General features: G+C 46.7%; 25 protein-coding genes. 15 read left to right on the top strand and 10 right to left on the bottom strand.

Going from position 1 to position 24,987, the window contains the following annotated elements:
* The coding region (locus HNP82_RS13025) for a hypothetical protein (RefSeq protein ID WP_207720623.1) at nucleotides 1-342 on the top strand (342 nt) is incomplete at its 5' end.
* A gap of 239 nt (nucleotides 343-581) precedes the next feature.
* Here the strand turns inward: HNP82_RS13025 and HNP82_RS13020 are convergent.
* Entirely contained in the window at nucleotides 582-2,210 is a 1,629-nt protein-coding gene (locus HNP82_RS13020) for an IS1182 family transposase (protein WP_183775408.1), read from the bottom strand.
* Between the two features lie 120 nt (nucleotides 2,211-2,330).
* Here HNP82_RS13020 and HNP82_RS13015 point away from each other — a divergent pair, with 120 nt between their 5' ends.
* The 13 genes from HNP82_RS13015 to HNP82_RS12955 all read left to right on the top strand — a co-directional run bounded on the left by HNP82_RS13015 (nucleotide 2,331) and on the right by HNP82_RS12955 (nucleotide 13,494).
* Nucleotides 2,331-3,785, top strand: a complete 1,455-nt coding sequence (locus HNP82_RS13015; RefSeq protein ID WP_183775406.1) for a hypothetical protein — start codon at nucleotides 2,331-2,333, stop codon at nucleotides 3,783-3,785.
* 91 nt (nucleotides 3,786-3,876) lie between these two features.
* Nucleotides 3,877-4,224 carry a 50S ribosomal protein L19 gene (gene rplS, locus HNP82_RS13010; protein WP_183775404.1) on the top strand — a complete coding sequence of 116 codons (348 nt, stop codon included), beginning with the start codon at nucleotides 3,877-3,879 and terminating at the stop codon, nucleotides 4,222-4,224.
* A 230-nt stretch (nucleotides 4,225-4,454) separates the two neighbouring features.
* A complete protein-coding gene (lepB, locus tag HNP82_RS13005) occupies nucleotides 4,455-5,009 on the top strand; it encodes a signal peptidase I (RefSeq protein ID WP_183775401.1) in 555 nt (184 codons plus the stop codon).
* Nucleotides 5,010-5,011: 2 nt separating this feature from the next.
* Nucleotides 5,012-5,854: a ribosome biogenesis GTPase YlqF gene (gene ylqF / locus HNP82_RS13000; RefSeq protein WP_183775399.1), complete on the top strand. Its 843-nt coding sequence runs from the start codon at nucleotides 5,012-5,014 to the stop codon at nucleotides 5,852-5,854.
* Between the two features lie 308 nt (nucleotides 5,855-6,162).
* A complete protein-coding gene (gene lepB / locus HNP82_RS12995) occupies nucleotides 6,163-6,801 on the top strand; it encodes a signal peptidase I (protein WP_183775397.1) in 639 nt (212 codons plus the stop codon).
* 112 nt (nucleotides 6,802-6,913) lie between these two features.
* Nucleotides 6,914-7,672, top strand: a complete 759-nt coding sequence (locus tag HNP82_RS12990; protein ID WP_183775395.1) for a ribonuclease HII — start codon at nucleotides 6,914-6,916, stop codon at nucleotides 7,670-7,672.
* The gene (locus HNP82_RS12985) at nucleotides 7,630-8,058 is read left to right on the top strand and encodes a YraN family protein (protein ID WP_330599603.1); all 429 of its coding nucleotides are present in this window, start codon (nucleotides 7,630-7,632) and stop codon (nucleotides 8,056-8,058) included. Before HNP82_RS12990 ends, HNP82_RS12985 begins: the two co-directional genes overlap by 43 nt.
* 7 nt (nucleotides 8,059-8,065) lie before the next feature.
* Nucleotides 8,066-8,938 (top strand): peptidoglycan editing factor PgeF, encoded by an 873-nt coding sequence (pgeF, locus tag HNP82_RS12980; protein WP_183775394.1) that lies wholly within the window; start codon nucleotides 8,066-8,068, stop codon nucleotides 8,936-8,938.
* Nucleotides 8,935-10,251 carry a DUF512 domain-containing protein gene (locus HNP82_RS12975; RefSeq protein WP_183775393.1) on the top strand — a complete coding sequence of 439 codons (1,317 nt, stop codon included), beginning with the start codon at nucleotides 8,935-8,937 and terminating at the stop codon, nucleotides 10,249-10,251. The genes pgeF and HNP82_RS12975 overlap by 4 nt, the downstream gene beginning before the upstream one ends.
* Before the next feature lie 13 nt (nucleotides 10,252-10,264).
* Nucleotides 10,265-11,590 (top strand): ribosome biogenesis GTPase Der, encoded by a 1,326-nt coding sequence (gene der / locus HNP82_RS12970; protein ID WP_183775392.1) that lies wholly within the window; start codon nucleotides 10,265-10,267, stop codon nucleotides 11,588-11,590.
* Between the two features lie 6 nt (nucleotides 11,591-11,596).
* A complete protein-coding gene (plsY, locus tag HNP82_RS12965) occupies nucleotides 11,597-12,223 on the top strand; it encodes a glycerol-3-phosphate 1-O-acyltransferase PlsY (protein ID WP_183775391.1) in 627 nt (208 codons plus the stop codon).
* Nucleotides 12,220-13,227 (top strand): NAD(P)H-dependent glycerol-3-phosphate dehydrogenase, encoded by a 1,008-nt coding sequence (locus HNP82_RS12960; protein ID WP_408609660.1) that lies wholly within the window; start codon nucleotides 12,220-12,222, stop codon nucleotides 13,225-13,227. Before plsY ends, HNP82_RS12960 begins: the two co-directional genes overlap by 4 nt.
* Before the next feature lie 42 nt (nucleotides 13,228-13,269).
* Nucleotides 13,270-13,494, top strand: coding sequence for a hypothetical protein (locus tag HNP82_RS12955; RefSeq protein WP_183775388.1), 225 nt, complete (start codon nucleotides 13,270-13,272; stop codon nucleotides 13,492-13,494).
* Nucleotides 13,495-13,537: 43 nt separating this feature from the next.
* Here the strand turns inward: HNP82_RS12955 and HNP82_RS12950 are convergent, their stop codons facing one another.
* Complete coding sequence (locus HNP82_RS12950; RefSeq protein ID WP_183775386.1) at nucleotides 13,538-13,795, bottom strand: hypothetical protein; 258 nt, start codon at nucleotides 13,793-13,795, stop codon at nucleotides 13,538-13,540.
* A gap of 159 nt (nucleotides 13,796-13,954) precedes the next feature.
* Here HNP82_RS12950 and HNP82_RS18465 point away from each other — a divergent pair, with 159 nt between their 5' ends.
* Nucleotides 13,955-14,656, top strand: a complete 702-nt coding sequence (locus HNP82_RS18465) for a site-specific integrase (protein WP_330599602.1) — start codon at nucleotides 13,955-13,957, stop codon at nucleotides 14,654-14,656.
* 139 nt (nucleotides 14,657-14,795) lie between these two features.
* Here the strand turns inward: HNP82_RS18465 and HNP82_RS12935 are convergent, their stop codons facing one another.
* From HNP82_RS12935 to HNP82_RS12900, 8 genes are all read right to left on the bottom strand, one after another.
* Entirely contained in the window at nucleotides 14,796-16,328 is a 1,533-nt protein-coding gene (locus HNP82_RS12935) for a recombinase family protein (RefSeq protein WP_183775383.1), read from the bottom strand.
* Nucleotides 16,325-17,962 carry a recombinase family protein gene (locus HNP82_RS12930; RefSeq protein WP_183775382.1) on the bottom strand — a complete coding sequence of 546 codons (1,638 nt, stop codon included), beginning with the start codon at nucleotides 17,960-17,962 and terminating at the stop codon, nucleotides 16,325-16,327. Before HNP82_RS12930 ends, HNP82_RS12935 begins: the two co-directional genes overlap by 4 nt.
* Before the next feature lies 1 nt (nucleotide 17,963).
* On the bottom strand, nucleotides 17,964-19,583 hold the full coding sequence (locus HNP82_RS12925; protein ID WP_087372193.1) for a recombinase family protein: 1,620 nt from the start codon (nucleotides 19,581-19,583) through the stop codon (nucleotides 17,964-17,966).
* Nucleotides 19,584-19,727: 144 nt separating this feature from the next.
* Nucleotides 19,728-19,958 (bottom strand): DUF6870 family protein, encoded by a 231-nt coding sequence (locus HNP82_RS12920; protein WP_004052581.1) that lies wholly within the window; start codon nucleotides 19,956-19,958, stop codon nucleotides 19,728-19,730.
* Nucleotides 19,959-20,586: 628 nt separating this feature from the next.
* On the bottom strand, nucleotides 20,587-21,030 hold the full coding sequence (locus HNP82_RS12915) for a sigma-70 family RNA polymerase sigma factor (protein ID WP_178042301.1): 444 nt from the start codon (nucleotides 21,028-21,030) through the stop codon (nucleotides 20,587-20,589).
* A 512-nt stretch (nucleotides 21,031-21,542) separates the two neighbouring features.
* Complete coding sequence (locus HNP82_RS12910; protein ID WP_178042300.1) at nucleotides 21,543-22,031, bottom strand: winged helix-turn-helix domain-containing protein; 489 nt, start codon at nucleotides 22,029-22,031, stop codon at nucleotides 21,543-21,545.
* 189 nt (nucleotides 22,032-22,220) lie between these two features.
* Nucleotides 22,221-24,146: an ABC transporter permease gene (locus HNP82_RS12905; RefSeq protein WP_243164764.1), complete on the bottom strand. Its 1,926-nt coding sequence runs from the start codon at nucleotides 24,144-24,146 to the stop codon at nucleotides 22,221-22,223.
* Nucleotides 24,147-24,174: 28 nt separating this feature from the next.
* Nucleotides 24,175-24,942: an ABC transporter ATP-binding protein gene (locus tag HNP82_RS12900; RefSeq protein WP_183775380.1), complete on the bottom strand. Its 768-nt coding sequence runs from the start codon at nucleotides 24,940-24,942 to the stop codon at nucleotides 24,175-24,177.
* Nucleotides 24,943-24,987: the final 45 nt, after the last annotated feature.

Below are 24,987 nucleotides of genomic sequence, written 5' to 3'. Positions count from 1 at the left end.
ACATTTACCACCAATCACAACAGCTATTATGTGCTGGCAGAGACAGACGGGATCAATACGCCTGTAGAGCCGGTTGACCCGGACGAGGATGGCTCCGGCCAGCCCTCTGACGGGGACACATCCCAGCCCGGGGACACATCCCAGCCCGGCGACACGTCCCAGCCCGGCGACACGTCCCAGCCCGGCGACACGTCTCAACCCGGTGACACGTCTCAGTCCGGCGGTTCGTCTCCCCAGACAGGAGATGACAGACAGCCGTTGGTATGGTGGGCACTCCTGCTGGTGTCTGGGGGAGCCCTTTTGATGATCCTTTTCCGTGCCAAAAAACAAAATGAGAATTAATCCGCAAGGACTATCGTTGAAAACAGCTCGGGAATGCGTAGAGAGCCACTTAAGAGCTGCCATTATATTATAGAGGGGCATGTCGCATGAGGAAGTAAATTCCTCATGTGACATACCCCTCTTTCTTTTGCTGCTTATTTCAGAGAAATATCCAGATGATCCGCCTATTTTTGACTTTCTGCTTGAAAAAGCGCAGGCCTCCCCTTCCCTGTCTGTTTGGCGTTTTGAACCTTCTAAATTTATGCGCTCTTCTTTAACGCAAACAGATGTGTCCCGGTTTTTCCGTTTTGGATTTTTTGATGTAGCTTCCTGACATTATGTGCAATCGCCAGCAGAATACTTTGCGCTTCTACATTCGCTTTTCCACGGTATCGGAATCTTCGGAAGCCTGTATCCTCTTTCAGATCACCAAAGCTTCCTTCGGACTGGATACTACGGTTCACCCGCAGCACAATCCCCTTTTCACTGGTAATCCTCTCCAGGTCTTCCTCACGGTACTGATTGAACTTCCGGGAAACATACAAATTTTTCGTTCTGTCTTCGAATGGAACTTTACAATGGTTCCCTTTGATACATTCTTTTTTGTAGGGACATCCGCTGCAGTCTTCACAACTGTAAATGGTCGTTTCTCTCTCATATCCTGTCTTTGTTTTTTCTTTCTTTATCTTACTGACTTTCAGTCTTTTCCCGTTGTGGCAGGTGTAGGTGTCCGACTGCGAATCATATTTCATATTTTCTGCCCTGCCGATGTCGTTTTGATAAGAACGCTTTTTCCCGATCTCATAATTCGTCGGCTTGATAAATGCCTCTTTCTTTTCTTTCTCCAGATAAGCGTAATTCTCTTCACTTTCATATCCTGCATCCGCCGTAACTCTCTGGTATTTAAAATCATCTACGTATTCTTCCAGATCCTTAAAAAATGGGATCAGTGTTGTAGTATCCGTAGGCTGCGGTCCTACGGTAAGCCAGGTGATATATTCAGAGTCTACACCGTGCTGGATATTATATCCGGCTTTGAGCTGACCGTTCCCCATTGCGTCTTCTTTCATCCTCATAAAAGTCGCATCATGGTCTGTCTTTGAATAACTGTTCCTCTCTCCGCAAACATAAAGTTTCTGGGTATACTCTTTGAGCTTCTCCAGATATTGCTCCAGTGTTTCAATACTTTTCTGCAATGGGCATTTCCTTTTCCCTGTCCCATGTACAAACTCGATCCCCTCGTCCGCTTTCAGCCTGTACAGCTTTTTCCGGAGCTTTTTCAGGTGCTTTACGGTGATTTTATTCTGATAAACAATCTTCAGTCTATACATTTCCTCGCAGGATTCTACAAAGGCTGCAAGCTTCTTTAGAAGTTTTTCCAGGTTTTTTGTTGTCGCCTTTTTCCAGACAAAGGTGTATTTATTCGCATAAGCCTCGATCTTTGTTCCGTCAATAAAAATATCTTCTCCTGAAATTTCCCCAATACTGTAAAGGAACTTTGTAACAGCGGCCAGGATCCTTTTCGAACACAATGCGAAATGCAGGGTATGGAAACGGGCAAAAGTTGCATGGTCAGGCACAGGCGCGCCTTCCAGCAGAAACATAAAGTTAATATCCCTGCGGCAGTCCTCCTCCATATCGCGGGAAGAAAAATCCCCGTTCATATAAGCATACAACACAACCTTAAGGATGGTGCGCGGTGACGGATTTTCGGGTATCCTCTGATACGTCGAATATAAGTCAGACAAATCCATCTCCTCCACAAACTGACTCAGCAGCCGCACAGAATCGTCTTTCGGTATGATGCAATCAATATTTAATGGAAGTTTTAATTGATAACCGTTTTGATTCAGAGTATAATCTTTTTGTAAAATATTTGATTTTTCCATAACTATATTTTACACCTTTTGCCGGGCTTTGTTTAGCCCGGCATTTGGTTTATTAGGAAGAAAAGGGGCCATCGCACTAATTACTTAGTGCGACAGCCCCCTTTTCGGGGGAGCATGAATATGAATACAGATATGATCGCATGTATGCAAAATGTTATGGGGTGTTTTGTACAATATATTTATCTTGGAAAATACAGTAAATGTGCCATGTTGTTTTCACAAGACAAAGATGTCTGTCTGAATTTACCGGAAAAGCAGCTTTATGTGAAAGGTTTTTCATCGGTCAGCAAAGTTTTTTGTGAAATGGAAGAACGGTATCAGATGGGGGAGATGCCTGCAGAAATCTTTATATTAAATTCAAAAGCATACCGGACATACAAAAACAGGGGGAAGGGAATGTGGGAGGCATTTACATTCAAATACAGTTGTCATATGAATAACAAAGATCTGGAAGCGGTACCTTCCTTTTATCGGTTTGACTGCGATTTTATCGTGGAAGATCATCAGGTAAAGATCCTCCGTATGGATGGATATATGGCTGTGAATTGGCTGCCGTGGAAATGCCGTCTGGAAAAGAACATTGTTGAGAGGCAATGTTTAATGTGGGATGATTTAAAAGAGATAAATGGGGAAGAATTTGTACAAATCGAGCAGTTGGTTTCCAGAAAGGCACATACCTGGGAATCCAGGGAAGGAGATGCCCTTACATTTGTCCCCATTCCGGTGGCTCCGGTGATCCAGGTTTACGAAAGTGATCAGGCCAAAGGACAGTGGCTTGTTATGGGCTTTGATATTTCCAGAGATATGGAAGGCAGTGGTTTTGTCGCGGTACGACAGATCGGACTTATGAAGGTATCTTTCATAAAGAAAAATAACGAGTGGTTGATCCGGGATGAAGAATTTTTGGCCAGGGAAGTGTTTGAACCAAGAAAGGTCAGGGAAGCCAGTCCCCGGCAGCACTGGCGTCCACCTGTTCCCAGATTACCCGGTTCGCCATCGGCAGAGGATATATTTGCTATTGAAAGTCTGATGCCAGAATGGACAGACCGGTTAAAGGTGGGACGGCTTCAGGAGTTTGTGCCAAAATATATGTCCCAGGCTAAGGATGAACTTTTTTTCTGGCTTGGAGAAGATGATCAGAGAATAAAAACAGGCTATGACCAGGTACTTAAAGATTGTCTCCGTATGGACAGCAATTATAAAAACAACCGTTATAAAACGCCAATCATTCACAGCGCGATGGCGCCTCTCATTGAAATATCCGAGGATGGAACGCTGGCTTATGCCCAATGGCTGGATCAGTGCTGCACAGATACCAGTCAGATGACCGGAGATTATACATTTCCCTTCCCGGCGATGATGAACCTGTGTAAGTATCAGCATGTTTTCCGCAAGGAAAATGGTACATGGAAACTTCTGAAATTTACATGGAATGTGTGGGCTTCCCTGGGGAATATTTACACCGATCCGAGAGCGTGGAAAGGATGGGTCAGCTATGAAGATGTTCCCTGGCCCATGCCCTTTGAAGAATACAAAAAAATCTCTTGCAATTTGTCCCAATCTATGGTAAAGTAAATCGTTGTGAGAAATAGGATGGTCCTCTGCTGCGTATTCGAGAGAAGTTAAGCATTAAGAACATCTAATATTGTAAGGAGGTTCACACAAGATGAACGATATTATCAAAAGCATTGAAGATGCTCAGTTAAAGGCAAATGTTCCGGAATTTAACGTAGGTGATACTGTAAAAGTATACGCAAAAGTAAAGGAAGGAAACAGAGAGAGAACACAGGTATTTGAAGGCACAGTTCTTAAAAGACAGAACGGCTCCAGCCGCGAGACCTTCACTGTAAGAAAGTTCTCCAACGGCGTTGGCGTTGAGAAGACATGGCCTCTCCACTCTCCGGTTGTAGAGAAGATCGAAGTTGTAAGACGGGGTAAAGTAAGACGCGCGAAACTGTTCTATTTAAGAGATAGAATTGGTAAAGCTGCTAAGGTTAAAGAATTAGTAAAATAATCAGGCTTTAAAAATCTGGGACAGGTACGTTATGTAGTTGTCCCATTTTTTTACCATGAAAGTTCCGGTCCGCTCATTTTTCTGCGAAAAATGGCTGCTTTTCGGTGTTTTGCGCGCCATAAAGTCATGCTTGCCTGCGCAAGCGCAGCCCACATGACCTTTTGTCGCTTGTCTCATATGCTTACCTGGAAAACAGATTGGCGTCCGGACTTTATACAGGAGATTGACATATGGCACAGACATTTGCGCGAAAGCGGAGAAAATTACAGAGAAAGATCAGAGCCATGGGGATTCCCCACAAGATCCTTACGGTGACAGGGATCATCCTTGGCTTTCTTATAGCCGCGTTTCTTGGATTTGGCGCGGCACGGATGTTTGGAACAAAAGTTATCGTTGACGGTGACGCGATGACGCCGGCCATAGAGACCAACGCGGCGGTGAGAGTCAACCGCCTGATTTACAAAGTCAGCAGGCCAAGGCGCATGGATATTATCGTTTTTAATATGGGTCAGAACAACATGAACCGCTACTATGTACGGAGAGTAGTGGGACTTCCCGGAGAGACTGTGCGCATCGCGGATGGTGTGATCTATATTGACGATGAGCCTTTGGAATATAAATTTAATACAGAATATATAGAAAACGCCGGGCGAGCTTCCGAGGAAATCACTCTCGGATCTGACGAATATTTTGTCATCGGCGATAATTATAATCACTGCGAAGATAGCCGAAACGCCGCAGTGGGAAATATCAGCACAGACCAGATTGTAGGAAAGGCAGGTTAGACATGAATATACAGTGGTATCCGGGCCATATGACCAAGGCTATACGGATGATGCAGGAAGATATTAAGCTGATTGATATTGTTGTGGAACTGGTTGACGCGAGAGTTCCCTTGAGCAGTAAAAATCCGGATATTGACCAGCTTGCCAAAGGCAAATCCCGCCTCATTCTTTTAAATAAGGCGGATCTGGCGGACAGGGCCAAAACACAGGCGTGGGAACAATATTTTAAGGACAGGGGCTTTTATGTCCATTCCTTGGACGCCCGCACGGGAAAAAGTGTGAAATCAGTGACCGGGATCATCCAGGAAGCCTGCCGGGAAAAAATCGAGAGAGACCGGAGACGGGGAATCATTAACCGTCCTGTGAGAGCTATGGTTGTCGGTATTCCCAATGTTGGCAAATCCACATTTATTAATACATACGCGGGCAAAGCCTGTACCAAAACCGGCAACAAACCGGGAGTCACAAAAGGAAAGCAGTGGATTCGTCTGAATAAAAATGTGGAACTTTTGGATACACCGGGGATTTTGTGGCCTAAATTCGAGGATCAGACCGTGGGGATGAAACTTGCCATCATCGGTTCTATCAAAGATGATCTTTTGGATATTACAGAGCTGGCGTGGAATTTGACCGGATTTTTAGTGGATAATTATCCGGGAATTTTGGAAAAACGCTACAATATTGATGAAAAACGTGATAAAATAGAGATTATTGAGCAGATCGCCCTGGCAAGGGGATGCCTGCAAAAAGGCGGCGCTCCAGATACGGCAAAGGCGTCAAAGCTGCTCTTAGATGACTTCAGAAGCGCTCGCCTTGGCGCGATCACCTTAGACCTTCCGGTGTAAAAGGCAGGTCTGAAGCTTTGACCCTCGCGGCGTTTGCCAAACGGACGCGCAGACGCGTCCGCTTGGCTCACTGCCCGAAAATAACAGTTCAGCCCGCCATCCCTGATGGCTGAACTGTTATAGTAAACGACAAATATATTTTTCGTTTACTAAAAACCCTCCGGAGGGATGCGCACGATTTTTGCAAGGAAAGATCTGCGCTTTGCGCAGCAAAAATCGGCGCTGGAAACGTCATAATAAAAATTATTATGACGTTTCCTATTAAATAAATAAGACTCCATGAGTTGTGAGACAGGATTTGATGATCAATGGAAGATTTTGAAAAAAAGAATGACGGGTCCTTAGATGACAGAGTTTCTGAACAGTCACAGGAGACGGGAAAGTCCCCGAAGGGGAAAAAAGAAGTAAAGAAAAAATCTGTAGGCCGGGAAATTTTAAGCTTTGTGGGATATATCGCTGTTATTTTAGTGATCACTTTTCTGATTGTAAGATTTGTAGGTGTCCGTACGGAAGTGATCGGGACAAGTATGACTCCGACACTTCAGGATGGAGATAATCTTATTGTTGAAAAAGTGTCCTACTATTTTACAGACCCACAGCGGTATGATATTATTGTGTTCCCTTATCCGGAAGATCCGGGAAAACATTATATTAAGAGGATCATCGGCCTTCCAGGTGAGACAGTCCAGATCATTGATGGATATGTTTATATTGACGGGGAACTTCTGGATGAGCATTATGGCAACGCGGTTATGGAAAACGCGGGCCTTGCCGGCGAACCAATTGTTCTTGGCGATGATGAGTACTTTGTCCTTGGAGACAACCGGAATAATAGTGAGGACAGCAGATATCCTGCTGTGGGAAATATAAAGCGCAGTCAGATTTCCGGGCGGGCGTGGCTGAGAATCTGGCCGTTGGACAAGATTGGTTTCTTACAACACCAGTGATTTTTACGCCGGTAAATGTCTTCGTGGAGCAGGATTTCATTTTCTAAAGACCAAAGCCTGGGTGGCCGCTGCTGTCCCGGTTTTGGTCTTCTTTTTTTATAGGAGGAAAGTTATGCCCAAAAGTATTCAGGAAATTAAAAAGGAATTTCAGCTTGCCAGCGGCGCCAGCCTTAAAGATCTCTGTCAGCTCTATGAGGAAGATCCCCGCAGCGGCGTTCAGGCTCTGATCAAAAAAGCAAAAAATCAGGAAAAGAAGCTGGAACAGGAGTACGCCCGCCTTGAGGCGATGGCGATTTACGAGAAAAAATACAGTCAGGTTCCTTATATTGCCGGGATTGACGAGGCCGGGCGGGGACCTCTGGCCGGGCCTGTGGCTGCCGCCGCGGTGATCCTTCCAAAGGACTGTCGGATTTTATATTTAAATGATTCAAAAAAACTGACGCCGATGCGCCGGGAAGCTTTGTACGATGAGATTATGGAAAAAGCTGTGAGCGTTGGGGTGGGGATTGTGGATAATGAGCGCATTGACCAGATAAATATCCTTCAGGCCACCTACGAGGCTATGCGCCAGGCCATCCAAAAACTGTCTGTAGAGCCCCGGCTCCTTTTAAACGACGCGGTGACTATCCCTCTGGTGACGATCCCCCAGGTACCCATTATCAAAGGGGATGCTAAAAGCCTATCCATTGCCGCAGCCAGTATCATTGCTAAAGTGACCAGAGATCGGATGATGGTAGAATATGATCAGCTCTATCCCGGTTATGGTTTTGCCCAGAATAAAGGCTATGGGACAAAGGAGCATATGGACTATATCCGAAACAATGGCCCATCACCTATCCACCGAAGGAACTTTATCGGAAATTTACGATAAATGCTCCGGATCAGGGGACGGAGGCAGGAAAAACTTCCAGTCTCCGGGCCCGGGGCAGTTATTATGAGACGGCGGCGGCCGCCATCCTTTCCCAAAAAGGTTATGAGATCCTTTGCACCAATTACCGTTGCCCTTTAGGGGAGATTGATCTTATTGCCAGATGCGAAAATTATCTTGTATTTATTGAGGTAAAATATCGGCGCGGCCAGAAGAAGGGCGCGCCGGAACAGTCTGTGGATCTGAAAAAGCGGCGCCGGATCATTCAGTCCGCCCGGTGGTATATGATGGAGAAAAAACTTCCCCCAGATACCCCGGTCCGCTTTGATGTAGTAGCCATATGGGGCGGCACTGTGAAAATTTATGAAAATGCTTTCTATATAGAATAAGGAGGTCATGATGGAACCGCTGGATAAAATTTTAGAATCATCTCAGGCCCATGTGGTTTACGGGGCCCAGGATGTGCCTGTGATACGGTTTAAATGTTTTGAGGATATCCCGTGGCTGGCCCACGGCTTTTCCACACGGGAGGGCGGCGTCAGTGAGGGGATTTATAAATCTATGAACCTGTCCTTTACCCGGGGAGATGATCCTGGAGCAGTCCGGGAAAATTTTCGCCGTTTTGGACGTGCTGTAGATATGGACTGGAAAAAAATGGTTTTTGCCCGTCAGACCCACACAGTCAATGTTTTGCCCGTGGGAAGAAAGGATTGGGGAAAAGGTATTATCAAAGATACGGACTATCAGGATATTGACGGGTTGATTACGAATGAGCCGGATGTTTCTCTGGTCACTTTTTTTGCTGATTGTGTTCCTCTCTTTTTGGTGGACAAAAATAAAAAGGTTATCGGCGCCAGTCATTCCGGATGGCGGGGAACGGTGGCCCGCATGGGAGCCGCTACAGTGGCAGCTATGAGGGAACACTATGGCTGTGATCCCCAGAATCTTGTCGGGGTGATCGGGCCAAGTATCTGTGGGGATTGCTATGAAGTCAGCGAAGATGTGGCCATGGCCTTTAAAGACGCTTTCGGCGCCCGGCCATGGGAAGTTTTCTGCCGGCCAAAAGGTGGGGGGAAATATTTACTGGATCTTTGGAAGGCCAATGAGAGGGTGCTGAGTGAGGCTGGGATTCCCAGAGAACAGATCCATGTCAGCGGCCTCTGCACCCATTGCCATCCGGACATTTTGTGGTCCCACAGAAGCCTTGGGACAGCTAGGGGAAGCCTGGCAGGTTTTATGATGATCAGAGAGGAGGGAGCTTTAGGTTGAGTAAAAAATATCTGCACATTATTTCATCAGTAGCGCCGGGAAGTATTGGCCAGGAAATGGACCTTGAGCCCGGGGACGCGGTGTATATGGTCAACGGCCAGGTCATGGAAGATATTTTTGATTATCAGTATCTGATCAATGACGAAAACATTGTCCTCAGCGTCATTAAAGAAAACGGCGAAGAGTGGGAGCTTGAGATTGAAAAAGATTACGACGAAGATCTCGGGCTGACTTTTGAGTCTTCCCTTATGGACAATTACCGCTCCTGTGCCAATAAATGTATCTTCTGCTTTATCGACCAGCTTCCTCCGGGAATGCGCGAGACCATGTATTTTAAAGACGACGATTCCCGCCTGTCCTTTCTCCAGGGCAACTATATTACATTGACTAACATGAAGGACAAAGACTTGGACCGGATCATTAAGTACCGCCTGGAGCCGATTAATATTTCTGTCCACACAACAGAACCGGATCTGCGGTGTATGATGCTCCACAACCGGTTTGCGGGAAAACTTCTGGATCAGCTTCAAAAATTATATGACGGGCGGATTGAAATGAATGCACAGATTGTTTTGTGCAAAAATATTAATGATAAGGAACATCTGGACCGGACTATTGAAGATCTTTCCCGCTTTATGCCCTATCTTGAAGGGGTTTCTGTGGTGCCTATGGGCTTTACAAAATACCGGGAGGGACTTTACCCGGTGGAACCTTTTAACAGCGAGGACGCGAAAGCAGTCCTGGATCAGATCCAGGGGTGGCAGCAGCGCCTTTTGGAGGAATACGACAACCGTTTTGTCTATGCCGGGGATGAGTGGTATATTATGGCCGGGCGGCCCATTCCTCCAGAGGAGGAATACGACGGCTACGGACAGCTGGAAAATGGGATTGGCATGATGCGCCTGCTCATGGAGGAGTTTGAGGCAGAGTTAAGCCGGCACAAAGGCGACGGCCGCAGCCGCCATGTCTCAGTTGTCAGCGGCGTCCTGGCCAGCGGATATATCCGGCAGCTTTTAGATGAACTTCAGGAAAAATATCCAAACGTCCGGGTGGACGTCCACTGTGTGGTCAACCATTTTTTTGGAGAATCCATTACTGTGACCGGCCTGATCACGGGACAGGATATTGTGGCCCAGCTTTCCGGGAAAGATCTGGGCGAAGTCCTGCTTTTGCCGTGCAATATGCTGCGCAGCGGAGAGAATGTCCTTCTGGATGACATGACCACCGGGGACATTGAAAAGGCTTTACAAGTTCCAGTAGATATTATAAAATCTAATGGAGATGATTTGATTATAAAAGTATTAGGTGAGTAGAAAAGGAGATAGAATGAGCAGACCGATTGTAGCTATTGTTGGACGTCCCAATGTTGGGAAATCCACTTTATTTAACGCCCTCGCGGGCCAGCAGATCAGTATTGTCAAAGATACGCCGGGAGTGACCCGGGATCGTATTTACGCCGATGTGACCTGGCTGGATATGCAGTTTACATTAATTGATACGGGAGGAATTGAGCCGGAGAGCAGCGACCTGATCTTATCCAGTATGCGCCAGCAGGCCCAGATGGCTATAGACACCGCCGATGTGATTATGTTTATTACCGATGTGCGTCAGGGCCTTGTGGACGCGGATTTTAAGGTTGCGGATATGCTGCGCCGTTCCCACAAGCCTGTAATTTTGGTTGTCAACAAAGTGGATAACTTTGAAAAGCTGATGCCTGATGTGTACGAGTTTTATAATCTGGGCATTGGCGATCCTGTTCCTGTATCCGCAGCTTCCCGTCTGGGACTGGGAGATATGCTGGATGAGGTGGCAAAGTATTTTAGTAAAGATAATACTCAGGAAGAGGAGGACGATCGTCCCAAGATTGCTGTTGTAGGCAAGCCCAATGTGGGTAAGTCTTCTCTGGTCAACAAACTGGTAGGAGAGGACCGGGTGATCGTCTCCAATATTGCAGGAACAACCAGAGACGCTATTGACACGCCAGTGAAGTACCACGGCAAGGAATATGTGTTTATCGACACTGCCGGCCTGCGCCGTAAAAGCAAGATCAAAGAGGACCTGGAAAGATACAGCATTATCCGGACTGTTGCCGCTGTGGAGCGGGCGGATGTGGTTGTCCTGCTCATTGACGCTACAGAAGGCGTAACTGAGCAGGACAGCAAGATTGCCGGCATTGCCCATGAGCGGGGCAAAGGTATGATTATCGCTGTCAACAAATGGGACGCCATCCCCAAAAACGATAAGACCATTTATAAATTTACCGATGAGATCCGGGAAAAGCTGGCCTTTATGCCTTATGCGGAACTTTTGTTTATCTCTGCCCTTACCGGACAGCGCTTAAACCGCCTTTACGAGACTATCGACGCGGTCATTGAAAATCACGCTATGCGTGTGGGAACCGGCGTTCTCAATGAGATTCTCTCTGAAGCTGTGGCTATGAAGCAGCCGCCTTCAGACAAGGGCAAGAGACTGAGACTTTACTATATTACTCAGGTTTCCGTAAAACCGCCAACCTTTGTAATCTTTATTAACAGCAAAGAGCTGACCCATTTTTCCTACACCCGATATATTGAAAATAAAATACGGGAAGCCTTTGGGTTTAAAGGTACCCCGTTAAGATTTATTTACCGCGAACGGAAGGAAAAGGAGTAGATTTTCATGGTCCATGAGATTATCATATGTCTGATTATCGGATATGTTTTCGGATGCTTTCAGACTGGCTATTTTTATGGCCGGCTCCACGGCATCGACATTCATAAATACGGCAGCGGGAATGTGGGAACCACGAATACTATGCGTGTTCTCGGCAAAAAAGCCGGGTATATCACTTACGCCGGAGATGCCCTGAAGGCTATTTTTGCTATTTTGCTGGTGCGCTATGTGATCTATCCTCAGTCACCGGATAATTTGCTTTTGACGATGTACACCGGTTTTGGCGTCGTTTTAGGTCACAATTATCCTTTTTATCTGAAATTTAAAGGGGGAAAGGGGATCGCTGTGACTAGCGGTGTTATGGCGGCCTTTGATGTGCGTTTTATTATTCCTGGTTTACTGGGCTTTTTCATTCCCTTTTTTATTACAAGATATGTTTCTGTAGGGTCACTGGTACTGATGGCTCTCTTTCCTATCTGCGTTCTGATCTTTCATCCGGGACAGTGGCACCTGTTTATTGTTAGTCTTGTGTTTTGTGCTATGGCATTCTGGCGCCATCGGTCTAATATTAAGAGGCTGATCAACGGTACAGAGAACCGTTTTGACAGGAAGAAAAAGAAAGTAAAGGAGTGACGTCAGTGAAAAGAAAAGTGAGTGTCATCGGCGCTGGCGGCTGGGGCTGCGCTCTGGCCTGTGTTCTTTGCGACAATGGTCATGATGTGGCTCTATGGTCCGCCCTGCAGGAGGAAGTCCGGCTTCTTGATGAAAACCGTGAAAACAAAGCAAAACTTCCTGGCGTCAGGCTTGCGGACAGCATCCTTATTACAGATGACCTGCCGTCAGCATGCAAGGACAGAGATCTGCTTGTATTTGCTGTCCCCAGTGTGTTTATCCGCTCAACGGCAAAAAGTGCGTCCCCCTGGGTGCGGGAAGGACAGGTGATTGTCAGTGTGGCCAAAGGTATTGAGGAAAACACCCTGAATACGATGACGGATATTATTAAAGAGGAGATTCCGTGGGCGGATGTGGCTGTGTTGTCCGGCCCCTCCCACGCGGAGGAAGTTGGGCGGCGGATGCCCACCACAGTTGTGGCCGGCGCCCGCTCTGACGCAACCGCCCGTTTTGTCCAGGATATTTTTATGAACGATGTGTTTCGGGTTTATGCAAGCCAGGATATGATTGGCATTGAGCTTGGCGGTGCCTTGAAAAATATTATCGCTTTGGCTGCCGGCGTTGTGGACGGTCTGGGCCTTGGAGACAATACAAAGGCTGCCTTAATGACCCGGGGGATTGCTGAGATCACCCGATTGGGCCAGGCTGCCGGAGGCTGCCAGGAAACCTTTGCCGGACTGTCCGGTATCGGTGATCTTATTGTGACCTGTACCAGCCGCCACAGCCGCAACCACAATGCCGGTGAACTGATCGGCAAAGGCTATACGGCCCAGCAGGCAATGGATGAGGTGAAAATGGTAGTTGAAGGCGTGTACTCTGCCCGCGCTGCCAAAAAGCTTGCCAAAAAATACGGCGTGACTATGCCTATTGTGGATGAGGTCAATGCGGTTCTCTTTGAAGGCAAATCCGCCCCGGACGCCATGAACGATCTCCTTCGGAGAGAGCGCAAAGGCGAATTTGGCTGAGGTGAAGGGTATGGGCTGGCAAAATTAGAGGCATATACAAATGTGCTTAAAAAGGATTATCCACAGCAGATTCTGGAAAAATACCGGTCTGAGCTGAACAAAATGGCGTCATATAGTGGCGACCGTAAAAAATACCGCACGCTGGTCTCGCTGCTTTGCAGCCTGAAAATCCAGGGTGGCGGGAAAATAGCGGCGCAGATCGCCAACGACTGGCGGCAGTTGTATAAAAATAGGCCCGCTATGATGGATGAGTTAAAAAAATTATGAGAAGAGAGGATGGTTCCGGTGAGGCTGCCATCCTCTAAGATTATTATCCTTTTTGCTCTGATTTTTTGTACTGGGCCAACTGAGCTTTAAGCCTTAGAATTTCTCCTTCCAGACCTCTGTTTTCAGAGAGTAATTCCTCTTTTTCTTTCTGCCACTCCCTTTCCCGCTTTCTTTCAATAAATTCCCGTATCTGCCGGTCGTATTCTCCCATATGACAAATATCTATGACATCCTCATTCTGAGAGAGGTTTTTCATTGAGTATTCCACTTCTTTAAAGGTATTATTATTCTCTGCCAACATCTTTAATTTCTCTCATGTCTTTGCTAAAAACAACTGACCCCACTGATAGAGGCCGCTGTTACAGTCTTGCTGAGTTGCGTTTTCTATCTGCTTTAATGATAGCACATTTAGACAGAAATTGTTACTATAGATCCGATAAGTTGATCTGTCCATAAAGAGATTTCGGGAATAGAAAAGATTTTCTCTTTCAAAGAGCTGAAAACCGATCGTAGAAATCTGAATAACTTTGGGCGCAGTGTCATAATTTTCCCCAACTTTGAGCTGATTATAGAGTCGGCAGAGATTGGTGAGGGAACGCTTGAACCAAAATCCCTGAGAAAGAACCTGTACAGCAACATTATCAAGCCAACACAGACATTTTCTGCCGCGGAACAGCGCATTCTGGAAAAGTATTTACTCAGCGATCTGACGCCAAAGAAGCTGGGGATCTTTATATGCCTATATTCCGGAATGCGTCTTGGGGAGATATGTGCCCTTCAATGGAGTGATATTGACATAAATTTAAAAGTTTTTCATGTGCGTCGAACTGTTCAGCGAATCTACTTAAAAGGCCAGGAACATGCCAGCAAGATTATTATCGGCACACCAAAAACCCAGACTGCTGTCCGGGATATACCAATCCCTACCCATTTATGGAAGATTTTGTGCAAAAAGAAAAAACAGTTTGGTAAAAATTTCTGCATTATTTCTGATCAGGATAAAGTCTTTTTAGATCCAAGAACATATCAGATTAATTATAAAAAATATTTAACACAATGCGGACTTCCTTATCGAAACTTTCATGCCCTGCGCCACCCTTATGTCAAGCCCACGACAAAAAAATATTTATTTTTTCTTGTCCCCATGATCCAGCTTTCTTGATAGGGATTTTGCCGCCTCCCGTTTCTGTTCGGCGGCAAAAAAAACATGAAGTCGTTCCTTTTCTTCCGGCAGCATACAGCCAAAAGTTGTGTTGCCTTTTCTGTAATAAAACGCAATCCGCATAATCAATCCCTTTCCCTCATTTGTGAGCTGCCAAACTGTCCCTTATCTTAAATTCAACATCCACCCGTTTATCAGGGTAAACATAAATCTTATCAATCAGAAGATCAACCAATTCCGAAGTCAGCCCATCGCTTTCCGTCAGCATCCGGGAAATATCCATCTGCTGGCGCTGGTGGTGCCGTTCTTCCTGTTCGGCTTCAAGACGGGCCATGACAACCGCTTTGGTATTCTGCACTTCCAACAGCCTTTCACTGATCTGCTCTTTTTGCTCCTTATATTTCGGGAGCGGAATCCCCCCGGAAACAAGCGATTCATACAGCTTCCGCTTTTCTTCCTGCAGTTCAAAAATCTGCCGGTCAAAGTCAGCTTGACGTAAAGCAACGGTATCTACCTTACGGAGATCCGCTAAGCTGTCAACGCCAAATGCTACCTGGAACTGTTTGCACAGTAATTCATAAACAAGCTGGTTCAGTTCTTTTTCTCGGATATGAATATTATAGCAGTCCAGTGAGGGAATCGTGCTGGAAAAGCGGCACCGGTAAGATGTCCCGTTTGCCAGGTGCAGGGCATGTTTACAGCATCCACAGATAACCTTCCCACGCAGGAGATAGTTGTGCTTTTTCCTGTTTGGAATCTTAAAACGCTGAATAGAGGCATTGGCCTTTGAAAAGATTTCCTCATTCACCAGCGGTATATGATGGTCCGGTATTTTGATCCAGTCGCTTTCCGCTTTGCTCCGCATCTTGTGGCCGCCAATTTCCGTAACCTCTCTTTTGCCAATCACATAAGTGCCCATATATCGTTCGTCAGCAAGAATCCGAAGCACCGTAGAATTGCACCACATTCCGTGAGTTCTTGAAACATCGTGTGTCTTAATTCCTTTTCGGGCCTTATGTTCTCCGGGCGTAGGAATCTGCTGACGGGAAAGCTCCCGTGCAATATCGGCTGCGTTCATGCCATTTACGGCATATTCAAAAATTTTCTGGACTACTTCGGAAGTCTCCGGGTCCGGCACCATCCGTCCGTTTTCCCCTTTGCGATAACCGTAAGGGCAGATTTTACTTTGGCATTCGCCACGCTGGAATTTCAGGTATTTGGCCGTTTTGGTCTTTACCGACATATCACGGCTGTAATACTCACTGATTAAATACTTGAAGGCAACTTCCATACCTCCGGTATCACCTTTTAACTTTTGGGTGTCAAAATCATCATTGACAGAAATAAAGCGGGTATGGAACAACGGAAATACCCGCTCGATAAAGTAGCCGGTTTCCAAACTGTTGCGACCAAACCGGGAAAAATCTTTTACCATGATACAGTCAATCCGATTGGCCCGTACCAGGTCAAGTAATTCCTGCACAGCAGGGCGCTCGAAGTTTGCCCCGCTGTACCCGTTATCTACAAACTCCATAAGTTCCGCATTGGTATATTCAGGCAGTTCAGAGGCATATTCCCGAAGGATGCTTCGCTGGCTGGAAATACTCATACTATCTGTTTTGGCGTCCTCCAAAGAAAGACGGATATAAAGAGCAATCATATACTTTTTCATTCTGCCGCCGCCTCCTTAAACGCCTCAAATTCCGTACGGAATGTAAATTTTACATCTACCTGTTTATTCGGGTAGACCGTGATCCGCTCAATCAAACGCTCAATGAGAGCGGCAGTCAGGGAGCCTCCGGCCAAAAGTTCCTGCTCGTCTTTTTCCAGGTCCTTGCACTTTTCGGTCTGTTTCTGACGGACGGCAGACTGGTTTTCATAAAAGGAAAGCTCTTTTTGGGCCGCCTGCATCTGTTCTTCGTAAGTCGCTTTCAAAACGAAATATTCTTCGCTGTCAATCGCTCCGTTCATCAGACTTTCATAAAGAGTTTGCAAAAACTCACGACTTTGGTTAAGCTGTAACTTTGCCCGGTTGATTTTCTCACGGGTGGCAGCCTCTTTTTCCTGTTTTTGAATGTTGTCGTTCAGAAGCAGCGCATAATCCCCCAGAACGGCGGCTAATTCCCTTTTAAGAATGTCCAGCACCGTTGCGATCAGCTCGGTTTCGCTGATGGAAACACCAGCGCATTTATCTTTATGTACCCTGGTAGGGGTCAGGCAGTGGAAGCGATATGAACCATTGCATTGTTGGCGCTGCCGGTGCAGGCTTCTCCCACAGTCTCCACAGAAAATCCGCCCCTTGAAAATATTGGGCGTATATGGAATAACCGGGTGCTTCTTGCTTTCCTCGGCCACTTCTGCCCGGTACTTCTGGACAGCATCAAAAATCTCTCTGGAAACAATAGGCTCATGGGTGCCAGTAACCACAATCAGGTTTTCCTCGCCTGCGGGCACCTGCCGATGAAGAACGGTTTTGGTCCGCCCCTGCACCATGTCACCAGTATACTTATCTTCCTGCAAAATCTTAGAAACCGTCCAGGTCTGCCAGTAACCACGACCAGCCAATGCCTGATGGGTGATCTCTCCGGTCTGCATTTTATACTTTCCTGGGGAGGGATAGCCACCCTCATTAAGCAGCAATACAATCCGATTGAGAGGGACTTTTTCATAAGCCCACTGGAAAATCTGGCGTACCACAGGAGCCGCCACCGGATCAATAATCAATTTGTGACAGTCATCAGGGTCTTTCATATATCCAAATGGCGCCCTGCCACCCACATACTTGCCCTCTTTCATATCCTGACGGGCCTGGGCCTTTATCTTGCGTCCTATGTCCAGCGCATAGGCTTCGTTAATCATATTTTTCAGCGGAAGGATAATACCGCCGTGGAGATTATCAGGGTTTTCAGAGTCAAATTGATCCGTAACGCTGATGAACCGGACATTATGGGAAGGAAAATAACGCTCAATGTAATATCCCGTGTCAATGGCATTGCGTCCCAGGCGCGACAGATCCTTGACGATCACACAGCCTACTTCGCCGGATTCAATATCCGAAAGCATCCGCTGGAAGCCGTCACGGTTGAAATTCGTGCCTGTTGCTCCATTGTCGATATAGATGTCGTAAAGACGCAGTTCGGGCTTCCCATATAGGAATTTTTCAAGAACCAGCTTTTGAGTTTCGATAGAATTTCCACGTTTATTGTTATCCTCCACAGACAGCCGGATATACAGCGCCGTACTGGTAAACGGGCAAACAGGCATGGCAGCCTGCGCTGTATTATGCTTCCTGCTTTTTCTTGCCATTTCAGACCACCATCCTTTCCTGTACCGGCGTAATCAGGGCAAGTGCTTTTTCGTATTCGTCCTGATAATTAAATTGAATCTGCAATTCGTCTTTCCCCAGCACTGTGATAACCTGCACAAGCTGGATGATTGCCTTGCGGTCAAGTTCTTCCAGATCGGAAAAACGCTTAAAATTCTCAATCCAGCGATTCCTTTCACTCCGGTTTTCCATAACATCCGCCCGTTTTTCTTTAAGAGCGGCAATCGCCTGTTCAAGCTGGGTAATCCGGGCACTATAACTGCTTTTGTTATAAAGGAACTCCGACTTGTCCAGAAATCCGTTTACCATACTTTCATACAGTTTCATTTTATATTGACGAATCCTCTCCAACTGCTGCTCATTCTGGGCGATCTGCCGCGAATACTCTTTGATAAGCTCACGGTTGATACGGCTCTGGTCTATGCCGGATAAGATTTCATCCAGAGAGACTACATTGGCAATAAACCCTTTCAGGCTGTCCCGCACGCACTCCATCAGCTCATTTTCCTTTACCATGACCGGATGAGCGCACCCATTCTTCTTTCCGGTAGGACAATAGTAATAGTGATACTCTTTGTCTTTATAGCGGTTGGTTTTACGTACCATCCGGCTTCCGCAGCAGCCGCAGACCAGTATGCCGGAAAACAGATAGACTTTATCTTTTTGGGGAGATGTACGGGTGTCCAGGTTGCGAATCCTTTGTACCAGGTCAAAATCATTCCGATCAATAATGGCTTCGTGAGCATTTTCCACGCGAATCCACTCGGAGGAAGGGCGGCTCTCCATCTCTTTCAGCTTAAAGTGCTGAGAACCTTTTCGACCCTGGACCAGTGTGCCGGTATAGGTTTCATCCTGCAAAATCCGGGTGACGGTATTTGCCGACCACCGGCAATCCTTCCGGTCTGTATAGCCTTTCTTGGCATGGGGAAGGCCATAATACTTTTTATATGCCAGGGGAGAGAGTGTACCCAGCCGGTTCAGCTCATTAGCGATGGCGTAGGGGCTGAATCCTTCCAGGCGCATCCTGAAAATGCTCCGCACCACCTGGGCAGCATATTCGTCTACCACAAGAAGATTATGATTTTCTTCGGATTTACGATAGCCATAAACTGGGAAAGCTCCAACGAAATCACCGTTCTTGCGCTTTGTCTCCAGAGAACTTCTCGTCTTGATGGAAATATCCCGTGCGTAGGCTTCATTCATAATGTTCTTTACTGATACAGTCAGGTCATCGCCTGCGCTTTCATTAAGAGTATCAATATTGTCATTGATGGCAATAAACCTCACGCCATAGGCCGGAAAGACACGGCGCATATAGCGGCCAGTCTCAATATACTCTCGACCAAGACGGGAAAGGTCTTTGACAATGACGCAGTTGATCTTTCCTTCCATGATGTCATCCATCATTTCCTTAAAAGCCGGACGGTCAAAGATAACCCCACTGTACCCATCGTCTACCTTTTCAGAGACCAGCTCGATTTCCGGGTGACGGCTCACGAAATCTTCGATCAGCTTTCGTTGATTGCCGACACTGTTGCTTTCATTTGATTTGTCATCCGTATAAGATAAGCGGATATATTTGGCAGCCTTATAAACCTGCATAGAAAAACACTCCTTTCATCACGGAAAAATCCCCGCAATTCAAGGAGTGCAGTCTGCTTATCGGTATTCAATTCCTTTTCCATGTTTATTATAACGCTCCATGCGGGAAAAATCAGCCCCCAAAATGAAAAAAATCAGCAAATTTCAGCGAAGGATTCCGCGCAGACATTCCTCCAGGGTGGCACCTTCCTGGGAAAAACTTGCCCGGACAACAAATCTGCCGCATTTGAAATGATACGGGTCCCGGATCTGCCGAATAAACTCGGCAATCCTTTCTTCTCGCGGCAAATCCTTATTAACAGATACATCCCGGATGTCGGCAAGTTTATCTGCCTCCGGTGTTTGAATGACCGTATATGCCGGTGTGTGACTCATAACAGCAGCTCCTTTCCTTTCATACTGAATCATCAAAATCACATGAATAAGGCCGGACACACTGAAAGAGCGGCCCGGCCTCATGGTATCTGATTTCGATTTTGTAGGAATCCATGCCGCTGCTCAAAAATCAAAACAACGGCATGGATGTTTTTAGGTTACTGCCGTATTTGTCACGCCCCCCGGCAGGCCCGTTTTCGGGCCGGGGATGCCACAGGCTGCGGCCAGCTTTACCGCATCATAGCCCTGCTTATGCCGTCGCTTCGCCAGAGCTAACGAACACAGAAGGGACTCCCCCCAAGTCTTTGACGGGTCGTGAGAAAGTATCATTATGCCCTGTATCAGTCATCGCGTCTGGCCTGCCACAGCCAGATCAATGGATAGCGTGGATCGCTCGGACGGCTGGGCTTCATCACCTCCTTAAAGCCGCCTGTCATCGCGCCGCTCCATTTGCCGCTCGGAATACAGGGAAAGTACCTATGGCACCGTATATTCAGTTGTCAAAGAACAAGCGAGGGGCGTGGCAGTCGTGACAGTATTATAGATGGGCCGGGCCGGAACATGTGTTGCCGGCCACACCCGTCAGGATTGTCCCGCCGAATATGTCCCTCTATTATTCATTTCATTTTTAGGCGTTTTTTTCGGGGTCTGACTCCATTTTTTTCAAAATTTTTTTCAGACGCCGAAGTCCTCTCTGGATTCCTTCATACACAGAGCTTGTGCCGGAGCCTTCACTCTTTGCGATTTCCGATATACTCATGCCAAGAAGGAAATGAGAAGTGATCCGGTTCCGCTGTTTTTCCGGAAGAGAGGCAATCGCCTGATAGAGCCGGGCATTTTCTTCTTTCTGTTCCAGGATTTCAGCCGGTGTCAGAACAACCACCAGGGCATCGCGTTCCACATTGACATCGTAATCCAGAGAAAAGTATGCTTTGTGCCGGTATGTACGCAGAAAAGAAGCTGCCTCTGCTAATTTTAATTCATGGAGAAGGGCTGCCACTTCGTCCGGTACTTCAACAATAGCGTCCTGTGTATAAAACGGGTAATAATCCCGCAGATTGATTTCTTTCATGGTAATCCTCCAATTTCGATTTTTGAGTGGGTTAATGGGCAAATCGAAATCAGAGGGGCGGTGATCTACACCGTACAAGTCCGGCGGCAGGCTTGTCCTGCGCCTTATATGTAAAAAGGAGCGCCCACCGTACAGCGGTAAGCTGTGCCTGTCGTGTTCCGTCACTATCTGACGGAGCAGGATGGAAAATGCAAAATCCTGTCGAATAGAAAAACCCCGCAATCCATCGCAGGATTACGGGGTTTGAATCTCTTTTATATGACCGGCTATGTCGAGGCCGGTATTCTGACCTCGGCAGCATTTTCCATGCCCTCCTTTAGTGAAGGAGAGCAGATTTACTTATTATGTCCACCTCCCTCATTTTGGGGCATTATATAGGGAGAAGTGCTATAATTCTTCCAGAAGTGTCATGGATTTACTGAATTTAATCAACAAAATACGACAAAAACAGGTATTATTCACACAGCAACGAAAATGCGAAAATTAAGGGTGCGGCAGAGACCGCACCCTTCCTATATTTCAAATTTATAGCCCACTCCATAGACGCTTTTCACATAATCTGGCAAATCGGGGGCAACCCGGAGCTTCTTTCGCAGGTTGCTTATATGATTGTTAATTGCTTTCCGGGAATAGTAGGTGTAGTCCTCATGCCATACCAGATCCAGCAGCATTTCATAGGTGAACACCCGCTTTGGATTCAGTATGAGCAAAGCAAAAATCTCAAATTCCTTAACCGTTAACGGAATTATCTGGCCCCGCACAGTAACAAAGCGCTGCTCTAAGCAGAAATATAAAGCACCTTCCCGGATTTCTGTCAACGGCTGATCTGCCTGCGGCGGGATAAAATACTGGCCTCGAAAGAGTGTTGTGCATGGGACATCAGTCGGAATATTGCTAGCCTCATAGTCACGAACAAACTGAGCTAACTCCTTCTTTTGATTGGATGATAGTAGGGCAAATAGTTTTTCACCTATCTGCCTGCCGGAATCTTGTAAATCCAATACGGCTAATTTCCCATCTCATCACCTCCTGACGACACCTAAATTGTCCTATACTTAATGAAAAAGACTATTCCTAAATCAATTCTTGAATTAATATACGATTCAGAGTTATACGTTTGCTTTTGCAGTGAGATTTTTCCTCAATGATTTATTGGAAAAATATAATCCAACATCTTATCTCCTATCTCATTATCTCATTTCAGGCCGGAGAATAACTTTTTTGAACAGGAACATTGTTGCGCCAAAATAGGTCAAGTATATGGCGCAGAACAACAGAATCGTTATTACGCCATAGAACAGCACAAGCCCCGCCTGCAAAATTGCTTCCCCGAAGATGAACTGCGTCCCCACAACCAGCAGGATGGTAAGAACGATGGGGAAAAACAACGGAATCAAGAACACAGTGGATAATTCCTTACGGACCAGGGAAGCCTGCTTCTGGGCTGATACGCCCAGCCGGTCAATTACAGCATAATTTTTTTGGTTTTTATCTATGGCGGAAAGCTGCTCAAAAGCCAGCACTGAACAGGAAAGAATAATGAAAATGATGCTCAAATATAACCCGCAAAAGGAGAGCGTCGTGAATCCAGTCAGTGAATTGGCAACCCCCCACGCTTTTACCGTTACCCCCATCGTCACTCTTTCCGGCAGTTCCTGTCCGGGTTGGATGTCTGGCAGCCATTTACCGCTGTTCAAAAACTGTCTTAGTTCGCTTCTCAACTCCGGGTATCCGCCACCTTCCAGCTTCATTACCAGCCGGATTTTCTCCCCTGATAGCTGGGAAGCCGCTTCATCCGGCAGGACAAGTACATACCCATTTGTTCCAGCCATTTGATACTGTTCCATCGGTTCAGTCAGGATCGGCGTTTCCGCTACGGTCAAAGTCTGTCCGTTCAATGTGATTTCCGGCTGCTGTTCCAATCTCTGCCGAATGTCATCCATATAGTTCCATGTATCACAGTGAACAAAAAATTCGTTGTTGTTTATGGAAACAGGAGAAAGCCCCAAAATCTCCCGCAGGTGGTTATAGTCAGACAAGGACAAGGCTTCAATGGCTTCATCGGGGACTGCATACAAGTAATAGGTTACGCTGTCCTCCACCTTGCAGCGTTCGTCTACAAAGGAGAGGACGGAATCCATGCTATTTTTTGTCAATGGCGCGTCAATAGCGACTCCGGCGTCATAGGGATAATACGCCTCCATGTTGGCTTTATAGCCTGCACCCATCGTCAATCCCAAAAACATCGTTGCAAGGGAAATCGTCAGCAAGATTGCCACAACGGCCATTGTGCGCCCGGAAGATTGGATGCGCCTACCGATCTGCCCCAGGAAAAACAGATTTTCTTCTCGATATTTCCGGTGTGGGTTTCGTTTTGCGAATTGGTACAGCAAGACCGGGATATTCCGGTGCAGCTCATAAACACCCACAAGAATCAGCAGACAGGCACCGCCAAAGTACAACAATGCTTCATTGGTCTGAATATGAAGTCCTTTTTCCAGCAGAATCACACCTGCAATCATAGCGGCGACGGAGAGTAAACCGGTCAGAACGCTTCGATGTAAAGACTGAAAACGGATTTCCTCGTTTTTTTGGTTATCATAAAGTAAATCAATTACCTTCTGTCGGCGGATAACCTTTGCGGCGCGAAACATTCCGAATCCATACATCAAGATGAAGAAAAACAAGGTCATTCCCCACGCGCGGAAAGAAAACAAGACCCGGTAGGTGTGCGGAATCTCAAAAATATTCTGGACCACCTGATTCAATAGCCCGGATAGCCCGGTTCCGACCAGAGTCCCCAGCAAAAAAGCCACTCCGCCAATTATGCCGTTTTCCACCAAAAACAGATTGCGGACAGTTTTCACCTCCATGCCCATCAGTTCATAGGCGGCAAATTCTTTTTTCCGTTGACCCAGCATGAACCGAATGGCATATCCGATGACAAACGAGGACATAAAGGCGATTAGTACCGACAGTATCAAAATGCCCGTGGTAAGCATCGACATATTTTCCGTCATGGCGAGAATGTCTGGTGAGAATCCCAGCGCCAGGAAGGAGTACATCAGCGCCGCCGTCAGGGTGAGCGTCACAAAGTAGATGATATAATCCCGCAAACTCCTGCGGATATTCCGAAATGCAAGTTTAGAGTACATCGCTCACGCCCCCTCCCATCATGGTGAGGACATCCAAAATTTTGTTAAAGAAAGTCCTGCGAGAATCGCCGCCTTTGAGAATCTCTGTAAAAATCGCACCGTCACGCAAAAAGAGGATACGGTTGGCGTAGCTTGCAGAAAAGGCATCGTGCGTCACCATCAATATTGTTGCTCCAAGCGTTTCGTTGATGCTCTGGATGGTGGAGAGCAGCATTTGGGACGAGTGGCTGTCCAAAGCGCCGGTAGGTTCATCCGCCAAAATCAGTTTGGGCTGGTTGATGATTGCCCTAGCGCAAGCACACCGCTGTTTCTGACCGCCGGACACTTGGTAGGGGTATTTGTCCAGAATATCCGTGATGTTCAGTTTTACGGCCATTCCCCTCACCCGACCGTCAATCTCGCCCGCGGGAACCTGATTGATGGTCAGTGCCAGGGCAATGTTTTCACTGATGGTCAAAGTATCCAGCAGATTAAAATCCTGAAACACGAATCCGAGATTTTCCCGGCGAAACCGGGCAATCTCTTTTTCATTGATCTCGGTTACATCGGTTCCATCCAAATAGATATGTCCCGCGCTGACTGTATCAATGGTGGAAATGCAGTTGAGTAAGGTAGTCTTACCGGAACCGGACGCGCCCATGATCCCCACAAATTCCCCTTGCTGAACGGAAAAACTGATGTCCTGTATCGCCTTTGTGATATTCCCGCCATTCCCATAATACTTCTGGATATGATCCAGCTTCAAAACTTCTTTCATAATGCCATCACCTCTGTTTCTATTCTGTTTCTATTGTAAAATAAC

Origin of the sequence: Catenibacillus scindens (assembly GCF_014202115.1) — a bacterium.
GTDB lineage: Bacteria > Bacillota > Clostridia > Lachnospirales > Lachnospiraceae > Catenibacillus > Catenibacillus scindens.
Note: the sequence above shows the minus strand (reverse complement) of the source record. Positions and strands in the feature narration are given on the sequence as shown.

Coding starts and splice junctions, on each gene's coding strand:
- HNP82_RS13020 (WP_183775408.1), bottom strand. CDS start 2,210: ATGGAAAAATCAAATATTTTACAAAAAGATTATACTCTGAATCAAAAC.
- HNP82_RS13015 (WP_183775406.1), top strand. CDS start 2,331: ATGAATACAGATATGATCGCATGTATGCAAAATGTTATGGGGTGTTTT.
- rplS (WP_183775404.1), top strand. CDS start 3,877: ATGAACGATATTATCAAAAGCATTGAAGATGCTCAGTTAAAGGCAAAT.
- lepB (WP_183775401.1), top strand. CDS start 4,455: ATGGCACAGACATTTGCGCGAAAGCGGAGAAAATTACAGAGAAAGATC.
- ylqF (WP_183775399.1), top strand. CDS start 5,012: ATGAATATACAGTGGTATCCGGGCCATATGACCAAGGCTATACGGATG.
- lepB (WP_183775397.1), top strand. CDS start 6,163: ATGGAAGATTTTGAAAAAAAGAATGACGGGTCCTTAGATGACAGAGTT.
- HNP82_RS12990 (WP_183775395.1), top strand. CDS start 6,914: ATGCCCAAAAGTATTCAGGAAATTAAAAAGGAATTTCAGCTTGCCAGC.
- pgeF (WP_183775394.1), top strand. CDS start 8,066: ATGATGGAACCGCTGGATAAAATTTTAGAATCATCTCAGGCCCATGTG.
- der (WP_183775392.1), top strand. CDS start 10,265: ATGAGCAGACCGATTGTAGCTATTGTTGGACGTCCCAATGTTGGGAAA.
- plsY (WP_183775391.1), top strand. CDS start 11,597: ATGGTCCATGAGATTATCATATGTCTGATTATCGGATATGTTTTCGGA.
- HNP82_RS12950 (WP_183775386.1), bottom strand. CDS start 13,795: ATGTTGGCAGAGAATAATAATACCTTTAAAGAAGTGGAATACTCAATG.
- HNP82_RS12935 (WP_183775383.1), bottom strand. CDS start 16,328: ATGAAAAAGTATATGATTGCTCTTTATATCCGTCTTTCTTTGGAGGAC.
- HNP82_RS12930 (WP_183775382.1), bottom strand. CDS start 17,962: ATGGCAAGAAAAAGCAGGAAGCATAATACAGCGCAGGCTGCCATGCCT.
- HNP82_RS12925 (WP_087372193.1), bottom strand. CDS start 19,583: ATGCAGGTTTATAAGGCTGCCAAATATATCCGCTTATCTTATACGGAT.
- HNP82_RS12920 (WP_004052581.1), bottom strand. CDS start 19,958: ATGAGTCACACACCGGCATATACGGTCATTCAAACACCGGAGGCAGAT.
- HNP82_RS12915 (WP_178042301.1), bottom strand. CDS start 21,030: ATGAAAGAAATCAATCTGCGGGATTATTACCCGTTTTATACACAGGAC.
- HNP82_RS12900 (WP_183775380.1), bottom strand. CDS start 24,942: ATGAAAGAAGTTTTGAAGCTGGATCATATCCAGAAGTATTATGGGAAT.